This window comes from uncultured Nisaea sp., assembly GCF_963974195.1.
Taxonomy (GTDB): Bacteria; Pseudomonadota; Alphaproteobacteria; order Thalassobaculales; family Thalassobaculaceae; genus Nisaea.
This window is the reverse complement of record NZ_CAXBDC010000016.1, coordinates 19561-37807: the sequence shown is the minus strand read 5'-3', so window position 1 is coordinate 37807 and position 18247 is coordinate 19561. Positions and strand designations below refer to the sequence as shown.

Genomic DNA, 18247 nt, shown 5'->3' with positions numbered 1-18247 from the left:
CGGATTATGGGCAGCCTTCGCATCCCGGCCTGTTTCATGCGCGGCGGCTCCAGCAAGGGTGTGTTCTTCGCCCGCTCCGATCTACCGCCGAACCAGACCGTCTGGGACCGCTTTTTCCTTTCGGTAATCGGCAGCCCCGATCCCTATGGCCGTCAGCTCAACGGTATGGGTGGCGGCGTTTCCTCGCTCTCGAAAGTGGCCGTCATTTCACCGAGCGAGCGCGACGATGCCGACCTCGATTTCATCTTCGGACAGGTTGCCGTCGGCGATGCCCTGGTGGACTACAGCTCGAACTGCGGAAACCTCTCCTCCGCCGTCGGGCCGTTCGCCCTGGAGCGCGGCCTGATCCGGCTGGCCGACGGCGAGCGGTCGGTCCGGATCTACAACACCAACACAAAAAAGATCCTGATTGCCCATTTCACCGTGGAAGATGGACTGGCGGTCGAGACCGGAAGTTTCGCCATTCCGGGTGTTGCCGGTACGGGAGCACCGGTCAGGCTGGAGTTCCTCGATCCCGCCGGTGCCGGAACAGGCCACCTGCTTCCGACCGGGAACCTCACGGACGAGATCGGGACAGATGACGGCCGCAGCTTCGATGCAACCCTGATGGATGTCGGCAACCCGTGTGTTTTTATCGACGCGGCGGCCGTTGGCCGGACCGCGAACGAAACCATCACCGAGCTTGAAAATGACCGGCCGCTGATGGCCCTGCTCGATCAGGTACGGCGCAAGGCAGCCGTCATGATGGGGCTGGCCGAAGATGAGGCATCGGCGCCTGCCGCCGTCCCCAAGATCGCCATCGTCGGCGCGCCGCACGTGGCCCATGACCTTGCCGGCAACAGGATCGATCCTGATATGGCGGACCTCTCCGTCCGCATGCTCTCCATGGAGAATGTGCACCGGGTTCTACCCCTGACCGGCGCCATGTGCACCGGCGTCGCCTGCCGTCTGCCCGGAACCGTTCCGGCTGCGTTGACGAAAACACCGGACGGAGATGTGCGCCTTGCCAATCCGTCGGGCATTCTGCCGGTCGGCGCGGACGTGACGGTGGGTGACGCCCCCGAGGTCCGCTCCGTGACGGTTATCCGGACAGCGCGCCTGCTGATGAATGGCGAGGTCGCGATCCCGGTCTAGCCCCAACCGCTAGCGGTTCAGGGCAATCAGGATCACCGAGCCGCAAACCACCAGAACCGCCACGGCAATCCGCAGCGTCAGCACCTCGCGGCGGAAGATGATCAGGCTCAACATCATGCTGAAGATCGGCGACGCGGCGATGACCGGCACCACGGTCACGACCTGGCCGACCAGCAGCGCCTGATTGAGACAGATAACCGCACTGCCGAAAGTCAGCCCCGCCGCCGCGAACCAGCGCGGCCCCGGCGCATTCCATGTAAAGGGCACATCGGCCTTCTTCACGAACCGCGCCCCGGTCGCGACCACGGCCGAAACGGTAAATCCGACGAGCGTGGCGAAGTAAGGGTCGGGGATGAAGTCCATGCCGATCTTGGACAGCACATGCGCCGCCGACCGGATCGCGGCCGCAGCGACCGGGAACAGCAATGCCCAGACCGGCCAGGAGACTTCAACCATCTTGCCCCGGCGGGACAGCATGATGACCGCCAGAACAATGCCGACCGTGCCGAGCCCCGTCTGCCAGGTCAGCACTTCGCCGAGCACGAGAATGCCCAGAACAAGGCCGAACAGCGGCGAGGTCGAGGACAAAGTGGAAGACAGGGTCGGGCCAAGATAGCGGATCCCGACGACCGAAAAGTTCGCGGAAAGCGCCGGCCGGAAGATACCGACAGCCATGAAGATCAATACCGCCGGATGCGCCCAGGCCGACCAGTCCATGTAGAAGGGTGCCGCGAGCCAGCACAACAAGGCCGAGGTGCTGATCGAAATTGCGGTTCCTGTCCGCGAGTCCACGGTTTTCACGCCGAGATTCTGTAACTGCCCGCCGATGGCAAACAGGAACGCCGCGAACAGCGCGAGAAATAGAGGGGTATATTCAGACATCCGGAAAGCCCGCTGCAAAGGATTGGCAACGGGTCCGTATTCCGTGCCTGAATACTGATTTTGCTAGAAATTCTCCCTCGTCGGTAGCGCTATTCCACGCACTGATCTATGCCAGATCGCGGCGCCAGTGCTGTGCCGTCAGGGACTGACCATAGACTTGCTCGTCTTCTTCGGCATAAAGCGAGAACCCGGCCGCCTGATAAACCCGGCGGGCTGCGGACAACACGCTGTAGGTCGAAAGCACCATGTCCCGGTATCCACGCGAACGGGCAAAATCGAGACAGGCTCCGACGAGTTTGTGCCCGAGGCCCAAGCCGCGCGCATCCGGCTCGACATAAACGATCCTGAGCCGCGCCGTCTCCGCCCCGTCCCGCACCACGGCCGCCGATCCGGCCACCAGGCCATCCACCTCCGCGATCCAGAGACAATCGTCGTCCGGATTGTAGCTTTCGAGAAATTCGCGTCCGATCTTCAGCAGGGTCAGCTCAAAACCGCCATCCCAGCCATATTCCTGCTCATACAGCATGGCCTGCCGGGCGAGCGCCCAGGAAAGCTCGCCAACCCGGTGCGGCCGGATCACCGGCACAGGCTTTCCGGCGGCACTCTCGCCACCGAGCAGATTTTCCGCCTTGCGCAGGGTGGAAACCAGATCCCGGCGCGCCTCCTGCCCCAACGGCTCCAGCACGGCCGAAACCTCGGAACGCGATTTTTCCTGAAGCCCGTCCAGCGCGCTGCGGCCGTCATCCGTCAGCGCAAGAACATGGCGGCGCCGGTCCGCCTCGGACACCGAGCGGGTGACAATACCGCGACGTTTCAGACCGTTCAGCAGGCGGCTGAGATAACCCGGATCCAGCCCCAGCATGTCCGCCAGATCGCGGGCACTCATCCCGTCGCAATGGCCAAGCTCGAAGATCACACGTGCTTCCGGCAGGGAGAAGTCGCTCTCCAGAAGCCGGTCCCCGAGAACATTGATCCTGCCGGTATAAAAGCGGGTGAAGTGGCGGACAGCCTCCACCGGGTCATGCGTATCGGTCACCATGTTCCTCCTTGTTACGGAAGCATGGTGACCGGATTAAATGCCTCAAGCAATCAATTTAATTGCCAAAAGCAACTATTTTGCTCTTGGCGCTCTCTGGGAAAAGCGCTTGCCAAACACGCCCTCGGCAATCCGGTTCTTCATCATCTCGAGACTGCCGCCGGCAATCTGCCAGCCCCGTGTCCGGCGCCAGCAATATTCAACCAGACTTTCCTCCGTGTAACCGAGCGCACCCAACACCTGAAGAGCATCGTTCGCGGCCCGGAACCCGGCCTCGTTGCAGAGGAATTTTGCGATCGCCGTATCATAGGCCGATGGCAACCGGTCGGCTGCTTCCGTCGCCACCTTGTAGAGCATGAGCTGGGCCGCTTCGATCTGGGCCGCAGATTCCGCGAATTTCCACTGTATGCCCTGAAATTCCGCCAGCTCCCGGCCGAACTGTTTGCGCGTCAGGGCATGCTCGCGGGCAATCTCGAAAGCATGCCGGCCAAAGGCGAGTGCCCTCGCGGAATTGCCGATCCGCTCGACATTGAAAGCCGCGATCTGCTTGCGGAACCCGCCCTCGCCGAGCAACACATTTTCCGCCGGAACATAGACATCCTCGAAATAGAGCTGGCACCAATATTCACCACCGACATAGCGCACCGGCTTGCCCATGGTGAAGCCATCCTGCCCGCGCTCAAGGATCACGGATCCGATGCCGTCGAGACCCGGCCCGAAGCGCACATAGATCAGGAATATTCCCGCTTCCGGACTGTGTGTGGAAAACACTTTCGTGCCGTTGACCCGGAAGCCGTCCCCGTCCGGCGTGGCCGTGGTGACGAGATCGGTCGCGGCGGAGCCTGCTTCCGGCTCTGACATGCCGAGAGAGATCGCCATCTCACCCGCCAGAAGCTTGCCCAGCCACTTCTCCTTGTGGGCGGGGCTGGCATATTCGGCAAAGGTACGGATCGGGCCGAAATTCCCCGCCTGGATAACATCCGCGCTACGCGGGCAGATCTCCGCCACGGCCTGAATGGCGAGTACCGCATCCATCACGGAACCGCCCTGCCCGCCATCAGCCTCGGCGAACGTGATCCCCATCAGACCCTGTCCGGCCATCAGCTTCGCCACGTCGAACGGAAAACTCTCTTCATGTGCCCGGGCGAGCGCGCCTTCCTGCAGGTGACGCTCGGCAAAACCGCGCACGGCATCCTGAAAGAGGCGCTGCTCCTCACTCAAATTGAAATCCAAAACTTCCTCCTGTAAAGCGCGGTTATTCCGCTGCTGATTTTGCTTCGATGGTGCCGAATGGCAGTTCGGACAGGGATGCCAGGGTGTCGATCCGCCAGAGCGCGTCCCGCAATGGCCCGGCCGCCGCGCCGAGCACGTCTCCGGTCAGCTCGAAGAATTTTTCGTCCAGTTCGGCGTCGCTCAGCGGGAGATCCGGATCTCCCTTGCGGGTCTGCGCATAATGGCTGAAACGCTGACCATCCCTGGTCTCGACCGTCACCTTTGCCGAGCGCCGTCGCGGGAAGGCCGCATCGCATTCCGGATCGACCATATGCTCTACCTTCGCCGCGATGTCGCGGATCGCCGGGTTCGCAAGCGCCTCCGGAGAGAAGGCCGCGATCCGGACCGCCCCGGTGGCGATAACCGCACCAAGACAATAGGGCAGCGAGAACTTCGCTTCGAAAGCCGTTTTGGGATCGGCATTGCCACAGATCTCAAGAGACTTCTGATAGGAGCCGGCTTCGATCCGCTGGATCGATTCCGCAGCGATATTGTTCGTGGTGACAATTTCCCGCACCGCATCGACCGCCGCATGCACATGCCCGCAAGCGGCATGGTTCTTCTGCGTGGTCCGCTCGATGGTCCAGTCGGAACCAAGCCCCTTAACCGCGGCATTCCAGTCCACATCCCGGCTCATCGCCGCACCTAACCCGGCGGCGCCTTCCAGAATATCGAGCGCACCGGTGATGCCGGCTTTCGCCATCCGCGCCGCCAGCACGCCGCCTTCCGATGCCCGGCCGGCATGCAGTGGCTTGCTCATCGCCTCGGCCCGGAAAGCCTGCTGCAATCCGGCTGCCATGGTCCCCGCGGAGGCAAGCGCATGCGCCGCCTCGGAAGCGGTCAGACCGAGCAGAACGGACGCGGACGCCGTGCCGCCGAAATACCCGATGGTCGCCGTTGTGTGCCAGTAATCGTAATGCGCCGGATTGACCGCTGCCGCGATCCGGTTGGAGACCTCGTATCCGGCAATGACCGCGCGCAGGAAAAGCGCGCCATCCGCTCCCGTTTCCTCGGCAAGTGCAAGCGCGGCGGGAATGACGGCAACGCCCGGGTGATACAATCCATCCCGGTAAATATCGTCGAACTCAACCGTGTGAGAACCGGCGCCGTTGATCAGGGCAGCGGCCCGCGCGGTCGCAAATCTCCCGGACGGGACCAGCCGCGCCCGCCCCCGGTCCAGATCCTCGGGCACCGCGTCCGGCAGCAATGTCGCCGGCGGCAACACGCCGCCCGGAACGGCCGCCGCAAACCAGTCGAGAACGCATCGTTTCGCGTGATGGTGTGCCGCCTCCGGCACGGGCATGCCGCTCATCGCGGCGATGAAGTCTCCGAATGTTTCGGTCGGGCTCTTGTTGGCCATTCCGTTCCTCCCTTTTTGATGGCTTCAGCAGCCGAGTTTGTCGGCAACGCCCTCCATCGTGTCCGCGATGACGTCAAAATCATGCTCGGCCTTGAAATCGACCTTCTGCTCGGGCCCGTACTCCGTCGGCCGGGCAATGAAGGCTGTTTTCAACCCGAGGGCGCGGGCGGCGACCAGATCGCTGTTATGGGCAGCGACCATCATGCACTCCTCCGGGGCCAGCCGCAGCATGCGGCACCCGGCCAGATATGTTTCCGGATCGGGCTTGTAGCTTTGCGCGATCTCAGCTCCGAGGATCATGTCCCAGGGCAACCCGCCATGTTTCGCCATGTCGACCATGAGCTTCACATTGCCGTTGGACATGGTCGCCAGAATGAATTTGGTCTTCAGTCTGGTCAGGCCCGGCACACTGTCCGGCCACGGATTGAGCCGGTGCCAGACCATGTTCAGGAGATCTATTTCCGCATCGGAAAGGCCCGTGACCGAAAGATCCTTCAGCACATCCAGAAGATTTTCCCGATGCAGGGTGTCGAGATCGGTAAAACCGCGCTCCCCGCTCCGTATCTTGGCCATGGCCGGCTGATATCGCCGGCGCCAGGCCAGGGCAAAGGCCTGTCCATCCAGCGCAAGGCCTCTCTCGGCGGAAAAACTGTCTATTTCGGCGGCAATACTGTTCCGCCAATCAACAACGGTGCCAAACACATCAAAAAAAAGCGCTTTTACCATCGCCATTTAATTTTCACTCCCTGGGCATCTTCCCGTACTCCGGAAAAGCACGCCCTATTTTGCACTGTTTCCTTGACCGGAAATCGAAAGCCGGGACAATGATATTCAATTCGCTCAGCTGGAAGACCGGAAAATAACGGTTAGCAGACTGACGAAAGGGTAGGCGAACGGAGGAACGCCGGACAATGGTCCAATTGGTAATGAGTCCATTCTTCACAAAGCGAAGAAATGGTTGTTCTCATTATTGACCGCGCTACTCCCAAAAAAAGCAAAAAAACAAATCCGCTAATAGGGAAGGAAACACGTCTATGAAAAAGTTATGGCGATCTGCGACGACCACTGCGCTTGCGCTTGGTGTTGCAGTCATCTTCGGGCCCAGCCCCGCACAAGCAGCCGACACGCCGCAATATGGCGATGAGCTGCGCATGGTTGTCGGCTCGAAAATCCCGTCTTACGACGCGCATATTGAATCCACCTTCGGCATGATCCACCCGATCCGCCCGTTTTACAGCGTGCTCCTGCGGGTGAATCCGGATAATCCCTCATCGCCGACAGACTTCGTCTGCGACGTCTGTGAAGGCGATGTGCCGAAGCCGACCGAAGACGGCACCAAGTACACCTTCAAGATTCGCAATGACATCAAGTTCCATGACGGCACGCCGTTGACGGCACATGACGTCAAGGCAACCTTCGACAAGATCGTCTTTCCGCCGGAAGGTATCGCCTCGAACCGGCAAGCCTATTTCAAGATGGTCGAGTCCATCAGCACGCCGGATGACTACACGCTCGTCTTCAAGCTGAAGCATCCGTCCGGCACCTTCATGCCGTCCGTCGCCATGCCCTACAACTTCATCTACGCAAAGAAGGACCTGGACGAGCACGGCTACACCTGGCACCAGAAAAACGTCAACGGCTCCGGTGCTTTCAAGTTCGTCGAGCATGTTCCCGGCAGCCATGTGAAGGGCGTCAAATACGAGGGCTACCATCATAAAGGCATGCCCTATCTTGATGGTTTCACGGCGATTTCGGCTCCGAAAATGTCCGTTCGCCTGCAGGCGATCCGCGGCGGGCAGGCCGACATCGAGTTCCGTGGTTTCCCCCCGAAAGCGCGTGACGATCTCGTCAAGGCTCTCGGTGACGACATCACGGTTCAGGAAAGCGACTGGAACTGTGTTCTGATCGTCACGCCGAACCATCAGGTCAAGCCGATGGACGACGCACGGGTGCGCAGAGCGCTGTCTCTCGCGATTGATCGCGAAGGCGGCTCCAAGTACCTGTCCCGTATCGCCATCGTGAAAACCGTCGGCGGCATTGTCTTCCCGGGTCACCCGCTTGCGGCCACCCAGGAAGAGTTGAAGCAGCTCGCCGGTTATGGTGACGACATCGAGGCGAATCGCGCCGAGGCAAAGCGTCTTCTCAAGGAAGCCGGTCACGAAAACCTGAAGATCACCCTGCACAACCGTGGTGTTGACCAGCCCTACAAGGTTGTCGGCACCTGGCTGATCGACCAGTGGAAGAAGATCGGCGTCGAGGCGGACCAGTGGGTTCAGCCGACCACCCCGTTCTATGCCACGCTGCAGAAGAAGAAAGACTTCACCATCTCGCTCGACTTCAACTGTCAGTCGATCGTGAACCCGATCGCCGATATCTCTAAATTCCTGCCCGGCGCCGGTAACAACTACTCCTACTTCGAGGATGAGCAGCTTCTCAAATGGTATGACGAACTGCTTGCCACCGGAGATGAAGCGAAGCAGCGCGAAATCATGCGCAAATACGAAAAGCGGGTGCTGGACGAGCTGGCTTCCCAGTTCATCACGCTCTGGTGGTACAAGATCAATCCATACCGTTCCTATGTGAAGGGCTGGAAGATCGCGCCTAGCCACTACCTGAACCAGGCACTGGACAACATCTGGATCGATCAGGCCGAGAAAAAGAGACAGCTCGGCGGATAATCGACCGCAAACGACGTCGGCCGCCCCGTTTACCGGGGCGGTCGCCCTTTTCCAGCAAAGGTTTTACGGCAAGGCATGTACGGATATATCGTCAAACGCTTGCTCATGCTGCTCCCGACCCTGATCGGAGCGGCGGTTCTCGTCTTTCTTCTCCTGCGGCTTGTTCCGGGCGACATCTGCCTGATCAAGTTCGGTGGCGAGGGCGCGTACGCGGATCCAGAGCAAATCAAGCAATGTCAAATCAGCCTCGGACTCGAAAACCCGATCTATGTCCAGTTCTGGGACTATCTGAAAGGGCTCTTCGTTCTCGATCTCGGCACGTCAATGTGGACCGGCAAGGCCGTCACATACGAGATCGGCGTGCGCTTCCAGCTGTCGCTGCAGGTCGCGCTGATGGCCACCCTGACATCAATCGTAATTGCCATCCCGCTCGGAGTGATATCCGCCGCGAAGCAAAACACCATGACGGACTATTTCATCCGCGGCTTCAGCATCGCCGGCATCGCAATGCCCTCCTTCTGGCTCGGCATTCTGATGATTCTTGGTCTGTTGATCGGGACGCAGGAGTTGATGGGACGTCCCTGGATGCCTCCGATCACTTACAAACCGATCTGGGAAGACCCGGCACATAACATCTCGCAACTGATCTGGCCGGCGCTGGCGACCGGTTACCGCTATTCAGCGGTTGCCACCCGGATGACCCGCTCTGCCATGCTTGAGGTACTGGGGGAGGATTACGTCCGCACCGCCAGGGCCAAGGGTCTCATAGAGAAGGTGATCATCAACAAGCACGCGCTGAAAAACGCGATGCTGCCGGTGGTGACCATCATCGGGATCGAGTTCGCGTTTCTGATGGGCGGACTTGTTGTTACCGAGCAGGTGTTCAACCTGAACGGTCTCGGCAAGCTCTTCGTCGAATCCGTGACCCAGTCCGATTACACACTGACACAGGCATTGGTGATGCTCGTGGTGACGATCTTCGTCTTCATGAACTTCGTCGTCGATGTGCTCTATGCGTGGCTCGACCCGCGCATTCGATACAGCTAGGGGAGATGCAGGACATGACCACCATGGATGCAAATCCCGAAACAAACACCGGCTTCAAACGGGTCCGGATCACCGACCATATCGGCCGGATGATTCGGCGTCAGCCGCTGGGCACGGGCGGTGCCGTCGTCATTATTCTGATGGTCTTCATGGCCCTCTTCGCCGACATCATCGCGCCCTATGACCCTGAAGCGAACAGCTTTGAACACATGCTGGTCGCGCCGAGCCTCGACTTTCTGCTCGGCACCGATCAGTTCGGGCGGGATCTGTTCTCTCGCATTGTCTATGGCGCCAGAACAGCCCTCTTCGTCGGCTTTGCCTGCGCGCTCGTCGGTGCCTTCGGGGGCCTCGTTCTCGGGGTGGCCAGTGCCTATTTCGGCGGCTGGTTCGACCTCATCATGCAGCGCATCATCGATGTCTTCATGGCCTTTCCGCTGATCATCATGGCTCTTGCCATCGTCTCGATCTTCGGCACAGGCACGGACAAGGTGATCATCGCCATCACCATCCCCTTCGTGCCGCGTTGCGCCCGTGTCGTGCGGTCCAGCGCATTGGCAATCAGGGAAATGCCTTATGTGGATGCGGCCCGGTCCATCGGATACGGGCACATGCGCATCATCATGAAGCATATCGCCCCGAACGTGGTGGCGCCCTTCCTGATCATGCTGACGGCTTTCCTGGGTGAAGCAATCCTGCTTGAAGCGTCCCTGTCCTATCTCGGGCTGGGCGTGCAGGAGCCGACACCAGCCTGGGGCCTGATGCTGCAGGGCGGGGCCGAGGAATATGCCGAAAGCGCCCCCTGGGTTCCGATCTGGCCGGGCCTCGCCATCACCATCGCGGTGTTCGGCTTCAATCTCTTCGGCGACGCGGTCCGTGACATTCTGGATCCGAAACTCAGAACCCGCTGAGCCAGCTCATATATCACTGAAAGCCCCGCCCTTATCGGCGGGGCTTTTTGTTTGCCCCTGGCCAGCAACCGGCAAAGCATTCCGCCCTCTCATGACGCAATAAAAAACGGCGCCCAAAGAAGGCGCCGTTTCAAATGTCAGGTCCAGTCTCTGCCGGATCAGTTCTCCAGCACGAAGTGCCCCTCGCCAACCTGGCGATACTCTCGCGGCGGCGGCTCGTAGCCCATCGGCTTCAGCGGGCTCGGGATCTCGTCCGTCATCAGGTTGAGTTCCCGTTTGCGGCGCGACGGATCGGCCACGGGAACCGCGGACATCAGCTTCTTGGTGTAGGAATGCTGGGCATTCTCGAACACCGCCGCGCGCGGGCCGATCTCGACGATCTCGCCGAGATACATCACCGCAACCCGGTGACTGACCCGCTCAACCACCGCCATGTCGTGGCTGATGAAGAGATAAGCCAGACCGAATTCCTCCTGCAGATCCATCATCAGGTTCACGACCTGCGCCTGGATCGACACGTCCAGTGCCGAGACCGCCTCATCCGCGATGATCAGTTTCGGGCCAAGGCCGAGCGCCCGCGCGATGCAAAGCCGCTGCCGCTGACCGCCGGAGAATTCATGCGGATAGCGCTCCGCATGCTCGGCATCGAGACCGACGCGGCGCAGCAGGGAAACCACCCGCTCGTCCGCATCTTTTCCGGAGGCGATATTATGCACGATCATCGGCTCCGCGATTGCAGAGCCCGCCGTCATGCGAGGGTTCAGGGATGCGAACGGATCCTGGAAGATCATCTGCATGTCACGGCGCAACGGACGCATGTCCTTGGCGTCGAGCCCCATCAGCTCCGTGCCTTCGAACTTGATGCTGCCGCTATTCGGCTCCACCAGTTTGATGATGGAACGGCCGGTGGTCGATTTTCCGCAACCGGACTCGCCAACAAGTGCCAGCGTTTCCCCGGGCTGCAAACCAAAGGACACACCCTCGACCGCATGAACCCGCGCCGAGGCCGATCCGAACATGCCTTTGCGAATATCAAATCGCGTGGTCAGCCCTTCAACCGTCAGCAGCGGCGCTTCGGTGTGGCGGACCGTATCCTTCATTTCCTGCAGCTCATGCGCGGCCGACGCGTCCTTGACCACATCGCCTTCCGACCGGTTCACATCGACATTGGCGAACTTGGCCGGGAAGGTCATCCCCTGCATCGAGCCCAGTTTCGGCACGGCTGCGAGCAGGGCCTTGGTGTAAGGGTGCTGCGGCGAATGGAAAATCTGCTCCGCCGGCCCTTCCTCGACCTTCTTGCCTTTCAGCATGACGACGACACGATCCGCGACCTCGGCCACCACCCCCATATCGTGGGTAATGAACATGACGGACATGCCGATTTCCTGCTGCAGCATCTTGATCAGATCAAGGATCTGCGCCTGGATCGTCACGTCGAGCGCGGTGGTCGGCTCGTCGGCGATCAGCAGGCTCGGACGGCAGCTCAGCGCCATCGCGATCATCACCCGCTGACGCATACCGCCGGACAACTGGTGCGGATACTGGGTCAGCTGCTTTTCCGGTTCCGGAATACGCACCAGCTTCAGCATCTCCAGAGCCATGTCGAGCGCTTCCTGCTCGCTCTTGCCCTGGTGCAGCATGATGGTCTCGGCGATCTGGAACCCGATAGTGAAGACCGGGTTGAGCGAGGTCATCGGCTCCTGGAAGATCATCGAAATATCGTTGCCGCGAATATTTCGCATCGTGCCCTGATCGGCACCGGCGATATCGATCACCTCACCGTTCTTGCGCCGGAAATCGACCTTGCCGGACGCGATATGCCCACCGGCATAATCGGTCAGTCGCATCAGCGACATCGCCGTCACAGACTTACCGGACCCCGATTCACCGACAACAGCCAGCGTCTCGCCCCGGTCAATATGCCAGGAGACCCCATCAACCGCCTTGACCGTCTGGTCATCAAGCGGAAAGTGAACCCGAAGATCGTCGACTTCGATCAGTCGGTCATCATGCATTTACACGGCCTCCCATGGCTCGCTCGGATCTGACGGTGATTTGTTTTTTATGCTTTTTCACCGGTTTCAGGTCGGCAGTCTGTCTGCTTTTTATAGCCAAATCCAGACGCAATCTGTCAAATTTCGCTCCCTGGAAGAGTTAAAGCGTATGAGGCGGTTGTGAGCGAGCAAAAATCCGGAACCGAACACGACCCCAATCGCGGAGAGGCTTTCCGTGAAGGCGTGAGGCACGGCCTTGCGGTTCCGTCGATTGTCGTCTTCGCAACCATGCTCGGATACGGCTCGCTTGCACATGCCAACGGCTTTTCCGCTTTCGAGGCAGTACTCTCAACGGCACTCGTCTGGGCCATGCCCGGCCAGGTGGCAATGGCGGACCTCAAGGCCTCGGGCGCGGATCTGTTCGTAACCCTGCTGGCTGTATCCATGGCAAGCATCCGGTTCTTCCCGATGGCAACCATCATGGTCGGCACCTTTCGGTCGGTCGCCCCTCACCCCTTAAAACGGATATTGCTTGCCCAGTTGATGTCCGCCTCTACCTGGCCAATGGGCATGGCGGCAGCGCAACGCATGAGCTTGCCTTCCGCGCTGGCCTATTACTGGCCGGTCGGAGGGCTCTGTATCATTATGGGCTGCATCGGCACGCTGGCCGGTTACTGGCTGTCGGCGGACATGCCGGCAACCGTCAGACTGACGCTGGTCTTTCTCAACGTCGTCTTTCTCTCGCTGCTGTTCGCGCTCAACCGGGACCGCCTGGTGATCCTCGCAGTCTGCGCCGGTGCGGTTCTGGGCCCGCCTCTACACAGTCTCGAGCCAAATTACGGGGTTATCCTGACAGGCCTGATCGGCGGCACCATCGCCTATCTTATTCTGGGGAGACGCCGATGAGCACCGCCGCGATCCCACCGCTTGCGCTGGTTCTGCTGGCTGCCTCGGTCACCTTTCTCTGGCGCGTGCTCGGCGCCATGCTGGCTTCCAGAATCGACACGGAAGGTGCTCTCTTCCGTTGGATCGGCTGCGTGTCCTACGCCACTGTCGCCGGTCTGATATCCCGCATGGCCGTGCTGCCAACGGGCGATCTGGCCGAGACATCCCTCGCTCTCAGGCTCGGCGCGGTAGCCATCGGCTTTGCCATCTTCTTTCTGGCAAGGCGTAACCTGCTGGTGGGAGCCGCGGCTGGCGCGGGGAGTTTTGCGGCGGGGCTCCTCTTGCTGGATCTCTGACCTGGCATCCAGCGTTTTCAGCGCCCTAACAGCGTCGGCAGGAACGCAGCCGCACGAGGCACGGCAATTCTCATGTCAAATCTGTCACGGCGCTTGAGCATCGGATGGCAATTTCCGAAAACAACATCATGCTCATCTGCACAATGAAACCGGCACCACCCCAGATGGATAACGTTCACTCCTACCGCGGACCCAAGGAGAATAGGAGCGGCCCCCATACCAACAATACAATCAAGCGCTGAAAGCATCGCAGCAACACGATCCAGCTCGTTGCGCTGATCTATCCCTTCCGGAACATAAACCCGGCGGCCGTACAGCCTCTCGACCTCATCCAATTCTTCGTCCCGCGCATCATAAACGAGGCTCACAAAATCCACGTCATCCGGTCCGAGAGCGCCCACCATATTGGCGGCGCTCGTGAAATAGGCTGCGCGAATCTTTGTCACAAGGCCACTGCGCCAACAGATGCCAACCTTCGGCTTGTCGCTTAGCTGGTCGAATTTCGCTTTCCATGCGGCCCGCTCCATCTCATCGACCTTGAGATAGCCACCATATGGACCGGGAAGCTCCGCATTCCTGACAAAGAGCCCCGGCAGGGAACCAGCAAAAATCGCATGATCCACATCCTGGCGGCCCGGCCAGTTGCTATAGTCAAAGACAGCACGACCTTGCTCATCCGCACGAATATGGCGCGCGACAAATTTGTGATCCGGGAAACTCCGGGTAAAGAGCGGAAGGTTCCGTTCGTCACATTCGATCGTAAGCTGCTTCACCTTCTCGGCAAATAATGGAAGAAAGCTCAGGAATACATATTCATCGCCAATACCTTGTTCTGCAGCGATAAAAAGATGCCCTGGATCTTCCTCCCAGTTCTCCCACAAGGGCGGCAGCGCAATCCGCTTCGGTGACATTCTCGGATCGAGACGCTCCTCGAACAAAGCCCAGCCTTTTTCAAAATTGCCGTGGCACAGCTCCGTTTCAGCCGCAATCAGCTTCAGCTCCGCAATGTATGGATAAGCGATTATTCCGCGATAGCATGCCCGCCGCGCATCATCGATATATCGACTTCGGTAGAGATCCGCAGCTAACCCGTTATGGGACGCTTCATTCAAGGGGTCGAGCAGCTGAGCCCTCTTCCCTGCACGGATCGCGGCATCACTGAAATATTCCTGCGAAAACTCCACAGCCAGATTTGCCCAGAGATCCGCATTACCAGGACGCAAGGTAACCGCATACCGGGCCCAGGCCACATAATCCAGCCGATGCTCCGGGTCAGCCTTTGAGCCGGAAAGCTGTAGATAAAGCTCGAACGTGCCTGGTGCGATGACAATTCCACGGCGCGCAGCCTTACTGGCCGCCGCCCTATCACCGACGGCTTTCCACGCCAGAGCCGTATGCAGATAAGCCTCAAGAGCCAGTGGATTCGCCCGATGCACCTCTGCCAAAACAGACAACGCGGCTTCTGCCTGTCTTGCTTTCAGAAGAAGAGCACCCAGTCGTCCAAGTGTGACGGCATGTGTCGGCAGAATATCCACAGCCCTGCGAGCAGCGGCGATCGCTTCTTCCAGCCGATTGAGCCGGTCGAGCACCTGCGCCTGCCCCAACCATCCTTCCGCATTGCCTGTATCTGCCGCGCAAACTGCCTGAAACTCTTCCAGTGCGTGCTCGGGATCATTGATAGCCAGCCGCACGCCCCCCAAATGGAGCCGTGCGGAAACCAGCTCCGGCGCCGTGGCCACAGCACGCTCCAGAAGCTCTAGCGCCTTTCCGACGTCACCCCTCTGATGCAGCAACGTGCCATAGAGATCCAGCGTCACCGCATGGTTAGGAAACCGGTCAAGGATTGCCTGGTACCCTGTCGCGGCGACCTCCAAATCCCCTTTCTGGTGTGCGCCGAGCGACGTCTCGAGCAATTCTGAAAACTGTCGCGCACTCTGCTCCGGGGTCATTGACATCAGATGGCTACCATCTCGCCACACGCTCCGAAGCAACTCTCACGGAACGGTGTTTCAGACTGCTGTCGGTCGTAAAACCGGTCAAAGCGCCTCTCTGCATGCATGCTGACCGAAGCCGTCCCTTGTTGCTTGTAAGCGGCGCCCGAAAACCGCGACGCGACGGGCATCGTCTCCGATCAACCTAGCATGACAAATTTCGGCGTGACCATCCGGTTCTCCGGCGGCACGGCAATCAGGCACACTCAGATTCCATTAAATAATAAAGACGTTTAGCGTTAGTATGTAAGGAATTCCGATCCCTGTTTCCGATGACGCCGATACCCCTGAGAAAGGGAGACACGACGGAAAGGATCCGATCATGGCGAAGCCGCTCAATCCGATCGACACAGACGAAGACCGCGCCGATCCGTTAAATCCGGCGGAAGACACTCCGAGCGAACTTGAGGAAACGACGCACGCGGAGTTCCTTGCGATCTATGCCGACGCCTCCGAGAATCTCCGCTTCTCGAAACATCAGCAATGGCGGGCCGTGCTCTATTTTTCTCTCGGTGCAGCGGTTGCAACGGCCTATGGAGAATGGACCCATTGGGAGGACCCGACATTGTCGCAGCTCCTTATGGTCATGGTCTGGATTTTCAGCCTTGCGAGCGCCGGTGTCGTCCTCAGCCTGCAATGGTGGCAGGCGGCGGAATCGCGGAAGATCGATTACGTCACCTCGAAATGGGGCAGTTTCAGCACTGCCGCCCGTAAGCGTAAATCGAAATTGATCAGCGACCTGCAGCGTTACGGCATGATGATCGCGATGATGCTTTATCTGGAACTGGTCACGATCGCGGTAACCCGGATTTTCCTGCTGAATATTTAGCCGAGTGAATAAATGGCGCGGGCAACATCAGTACCCACACCAACACCTGAAGCCTGCCCGCCATACGGCAAATACAATTCCCTACAAAAAATAAACCAGGGATATCTCTCGTTAATTATTTACTAACGCTTAACGAGATAGAAAACCCAGACGATTAACTCTTGGGAAAATGGCAATGCTTAAGCGTCTGTCCATCGGCGGAAAACTAGCCTTGATAATATGTGTTATTTCGGCTGTCGCAGTCGGAATAACGGCGGTCCTGCTTTTCGAGCTGAAAGGGACGATGCTTGAGGGGCGAAAGTTAAAGCTTCGGGCACTTGTCGAATCTGCCGTCAACATTATCGATTCTTATTCCCAACAGGCTGAAGATGGCACCCTGAATGAGGAAGACGCCAAACAGCAGGCGTTGGCAGCTATCGCCGCCATGAATTTCGATGGCAAGAATTACTTCTTTATAGCCAATACCGAGGGCGTTCTGGTCTGGCACCCTTCCCGGCAGGAACAGATCGGCCTCAACCTTCTTGAGGCTAAGAGCGCTCAGACGCGGGCTAATTATAGCGGCTTCTTGTCAGCAGCAAAAAACGCCGACTACCTTGAGGGATACTCCAATTCTCTCGGCCGTCGCCCCGGCTCGAAAGAACTCAATGCAGCGAAGATGTATCTGTCAGTGACGGACAAGCACTGGAACTGGGTTATTACGACCGGTCTGTTTATCGATGATATCGAGGCCACATTTTATAAACGTGCCGCCCTCTTCCTCGGCCTCGCGGCCGCCGGCCTGCTTTTCGGTCTCGGCCTCAGTTACGTGGTCGGCCGCAGTATTACGAGGCCGGTAAACCGGACCGTCGGCGCGCTGGAGGATCTCAGTGAAGGGCGTACCGACACCGAGGTTGAAATCGACAACAGCGCGACCGAAGTCGGCCGGTTGACCCGGGCATTCAGCCATTTCCGCGAGAAGATGCTGGAATCCGAGGAGCTGCGCCGGCAACAGGCCATCGCCGAACAGCTAGCGGAAAGAGAACGCCACGAGGCCCTCCTGGGATTTGCCGACGAATTCGAACGGTCCGTCGGCTCTGCCGTCACCTTTATGAACGAGGAAGTCCGCAAGGTCTCCGATGCCTCAGCAGAGATGTCGAAGAGCGCACAGGCGTCCGCCAGCGGCACACAACAGGTCAATGCAGCGGCGGAATCCACGGCCCGGAACGTACAGACCGTCGCGTCGGCGGCTCAGGAGCTGACCGCGTCGATCAGCGAGATCCAGCGTCAGGTGAGCACGGTGCAAAATGTGGTGGAGAATACCCGCACCCGCTCCGATCAGACCGAAGACCAGATGTCCGCGCTTGCCGGCACGGTGGAGAAAATTGGCTCGGTCGTCGAACTGATCAATTCCATCGCGGAGCAAACCAATCTTCTTGCTCTCAACGCCACCATCGAAGCGGCGCGGGCGGGTGATGCGGGCAAGGGCTTTGCCGTTGTCGCCGGCGAAGTAAAGGTGCTCGCGACCCAGACCAAACAGGCCACCGAGGATATCCGCGAGCAGATCACGGTACTGAACGAAGCGACAGGTCAATGTGTCGGCAGCATCAAGGACGTGGCCTCCTCGGTCGACGAGTTGCTGAACACCACGACCGCCATCGCCGCCGCGATCGAGGAACAGAATGCCGCGACCGCGGAGATCGGCCGGAATACCGACATCACCGCGGAGGAGACCCACTCCATCACGCAAGCAATTGGCGATGTCAGCGCCTCGGTACAGATCACTGAGACGACGGCACAATCCGTCAGCCAGACATCCGCCCTGATGCAGGAGAAGGCGGATACGGTCAGCCGCGAAGTGCAAAACTTCCTGCAACGTGTGCGCACGGGTTAGACGCA

General features: G+C 59.4%; 15 protein-coding genes. 8 read left to right on the top strand and 7 right to left on the bottom strand.

Features of this window, described 5'->3' with window-relative positions:
• The first annotated feature begins 6 nt into the window (after window positions 1–6).
• Entirely contained in the window at window positions 7–1134 is a 1128-nt protein-coding gene (locus AAC126_RS05710; protein WP_339850910.1) for a PrpF domain-containing protein, read from the top strand.
• A 9-nt stretch (window positions 1135–1143) separates the two neighbouring features.
• Here the strand turns inward: AAC126_RS05710 and AAC126_RS05705 are convergent, their stop codons facing one another.
• The 5 genes from AAC126_RS05705 to AAC126_RS05685 all read right to left on the bottom strand — a co-directional run bounded on the left by AAC126_RS05705 (window position 1144) and on the right by AAC126_RS05685 (window position 6416).
• The gene (locus AAC126_RS05705) at window positions 1144–2016 is read right to left on the bottom strand and encodes an EamA family transporter (RefSeq protein WP_339850908.1); all 873 of its coding nucleotides are present in this window, start codon (window positions 2014–2016) and stop codon (window positions 1144–1146) included.
• A 106-nt stretch (window positions 2017–2122) separates the two neighbouring features.
• Window positions 2123–3052 carry a helix-turn-helix domain-containing GNAT family N-acetyltransferase gene (locus AAC126_RS05700; protein ID WP_339850907.1) on the bottom strand — a complete coding sequence of 310 codons (930 nt, stop codon included), beginning with the start codon at window positions 3050–3052 and terminating at the stop codon, window positions 2123–2125.
• A gap of 75 nt (window positions 3053–3127) precedes the next feature.
• Entirely contained in the window at window positions 3128–4285 is a 1158-nt protein-coding gene (locus AAC126_RS05695; protein WP_339850904.1) for an acyl-CoA dehydrogenase, read from the bottom strand.
• Window positions 4286–4307: 22 nt separating this feature from the next.
• Window positions 4308–5684 carry an MmgE/PrpD family protein gene (locus tag AAC126_RS05690; protein WP_339850901.1) on the bottom strand — a complete coding sequence of 459 codons (1377 nt, stop codon included), beginning with the start codon at window positions 5682–5684 and terminating at the stop codon, window positions 4308–4310.
• Window positions 5685–5708: 24 nt separating this feature from the next.
• On the bottom strand, window positions 5709–6416 hold the full coding sequence (locus AAC126_RS05685; RefSeq protein WP_339850900.1) for a haloacid dehalogenase type II: 708 nt from the start codon (window positions 6414–6416) through the stop codon (window positions 5709–5711).
• 302 nt (window positions 6417–6718) lie between these two features.
• Between AAC126_RS05685 and AAC126_RS05680 the strand changes: the two genes are divergently transcribed.
• The 3 genes from AAC126_RS05680 (at window position 6719) to AAC126_RS05670 (ending at window position 10317) form a co-directional block, all read left to right on the top strand.
• Window positions 6719–8362 (top strand): ABC transporter substrate-binding protein, encoded by a 1644-nt coding sequence (locus AAC126_RS05680; protein ID WP_339850898.1) that lies wholly within the window; start codon window positions 6719–6721, stop codon window positions 8360–8362.
• A gap of 75 nt (window positions 8363–8437) precedes the next feature.
• Window positions 8438–9409 carry an ABC transporter permease gene (locus tag AAC126_RS05675; RefSeq protein WP_339850896.1) on the top strand — a complete coding sequence of 324 codons (972 nt, stop codon included), beginning with the start codon at window positions 8438–8440 and terminating at the stop codon, window positions 9407–9409.
• A gap of 14 nt (window positions 9410–9423) precedes the next feature.
• Window positions 9424–10317 carry an ABC transporter permease gene (locus AAC126_RS05670; protein ID WP_339850894.1) on the top strand — a complete coding sequence of 298 codons (894 nt, stop codon included), beginning with the start codon at window positions 9424–9426 and terminating at the stop codon, window positions 10315–10317.
• A gap of 158 nt (window positions 10318–10475) precedes the next feature.
• Here the strand turns inward: AAC126_RS05670 and AAC126_RS05665 are convergent, their stop codons facing one another.
• Complete coding sequence (locus AAC126_RS05665) at window positions 10476–12332, bottom strand: dipeptide ABC transporter ATP-binding protein (RefSeq protein ID WP_339850892.1); 1857 nt, start codon at window positions 12330–12332, stop codon at window positions 10476–10478.
• Between the two features lie 159 nt (window positions 12333–12491).
• Between AAC126_RS05665 and AAC126_RS05660 the strand changes: the two genes are divergently transcribed.
• Window positions 12492–13217, top strand: coding sequence for an AzlC family ABC transporter permease (locus tag AAC126_RS05660; RefSeq protein WP_339850889.1), 726 nt, complete (start codon window positions 12492–12494; stop codon window positions 13215–13217).
• Window positions 13214–13552: an AzlD domain-containing protein gene (locus AAC126_RS05655; RefSeq protein WP_339850886.1), complete on the top strand. Its 339-nt coding sequence runs from the start codon at window positions 13214–13216 to the stop codon at window positions 13550–13552. Before AAC126_RS05660 ends, AAC126_RS05655 begins: the two co-directional genes overlap by 4 nt.
• 17 nt (window positions 13553–13569) lie before the next feature.
• Here the strand turns inward: AAC126_RS05655 and AAC126_RS05650 are convergent, their stop codons facing one another.
• Complete coding sequence (locus AAC126_RS05650; protein WP_339850884.1) at window positions 13570–15507, bottom strand: tetratricopeptide repeat protein; 1938 nt, start codon at window positions 15505–15507, stop codon at window positions 13570–13572.
• A 358-nt stretch (window positions 15508–15865) separates the two neighbouring features.
• Between AAC126_RS05650 and AAC126_RS05645 the strand changes: the two genes are divergently transcribed.
• Both AAC126_RS05645 and AAC126_RS05640 read left to right on the top strand, forming a co-directional pair.
• Window positions 15866–16372 carry a hypothetical protein gene (locus AAC126_RS05645; protein WP_339850882.1) on the top strand — a complete coding sequence of 169 codons (507 nt, stop codon included), beginning with the start codon at window positions 15866–15868 and terminating at the stop codon, window positions 16370–16372.
• A gap of 211 nt (window positions 16373–16583) precedes the next feature.
• Window positions 16584–18242 (top strand): methyl-accepting chemotaxis protein, encoded by a 1659-nt coding sequence (locus AAC126_RS05640; protein ID WP_339850880.1) that lies wholly within the window; start codon window positions 16584–16586, stop codon window positions 18240–18242.
• Window positions 18243–18247: the final 5 nt, after the last annotated feature.

What these genes read in the sequence shown, in the direction of transcription:
- AAC126_RS05710 (WP_339850910.1), top strand. Translation starts at nt 7, where the DNA reads ATGGGCAGCCTTCGCATCCCGGCCTGTTTCATGCGCGGCGGCTCCAGC.
- AAC126_RS05705 (WP_339850908.1), bottom strand. Translation starts at nt 2,016, where the DNA reads ATGTCTGAATATACCCCTCTATTTCTCGCGCTGTTCGCGGCGTTCCTG.
- AAC126_RS05690 (WP_339850901.1), bottom strand. Translation starts at nt 5,684, where the DNA reads ATGGCCAACAAGAGCCCGACCGAAACATTCGGAGACTTCATCGCCGCG.
- AAC126_RS05685 (WP_339850900.1), bottom strand. Translation starts at nt 6,416, where the DNA reads ATGGCGATGGTAAAAGCGCTTTTTTTTGATGTGTTTGGCACCGTTGTT.
- AAC126_RS05680 (WP_339850898.1), top strand. Translation starts at nt 6,719, where the DNA reads ATGAAAAAGTTATGGCGATCTGCGACGACCACTGCGCTTGCGCTTGGT.
- AAC126_RS05675 (WP_339850896.1), top strand. Translation starts at nt 8,438, where the DNA reads ATGTACGGATATATCGTCAAACGCTTGCTCATGCTGCTCCCGACCCTG.
- AAC126_RS05670 (WP_339850894.1), top strand. Translation starts at nt 9,424, where the DNA reads ATGACCACCATGGATGCAAATCCCGAAACAAACACCGGCTTCAAACGG.
- AAC126_RS05665 (WP_339850892.1), bottom strand. Translation starts at nt 12,332, where the DNA reads ATGCATGATGACCGACTGATCGAAGTCGACGATCTTCGGGTTCACTTT.
- AAC126_RS05655 (WP_339850886.1), top strand. Translation starts at nt 13,214, where the DNA reads ATGAGCACCGCCGCGATCCCACCGCTTGCGCTGGTTCTGCTGGCTGCC.
- AAC126_RS05650 (WP_339850884.1), bottom strand. Translation starts at nt 15,507, where the DNA reads ATGTCAATGACCCCGGAGCAGAGTGCGCGACAGTTTTCAGAATTGCTC.
- AAC126_RS05645 (WP_339850882.1), top strand. Translation starts at nt 15,866, where the DNA reads ATGGCGAAGCCGCTCAATCCGATCGACACAGACGAAGACCGCGCCGAT.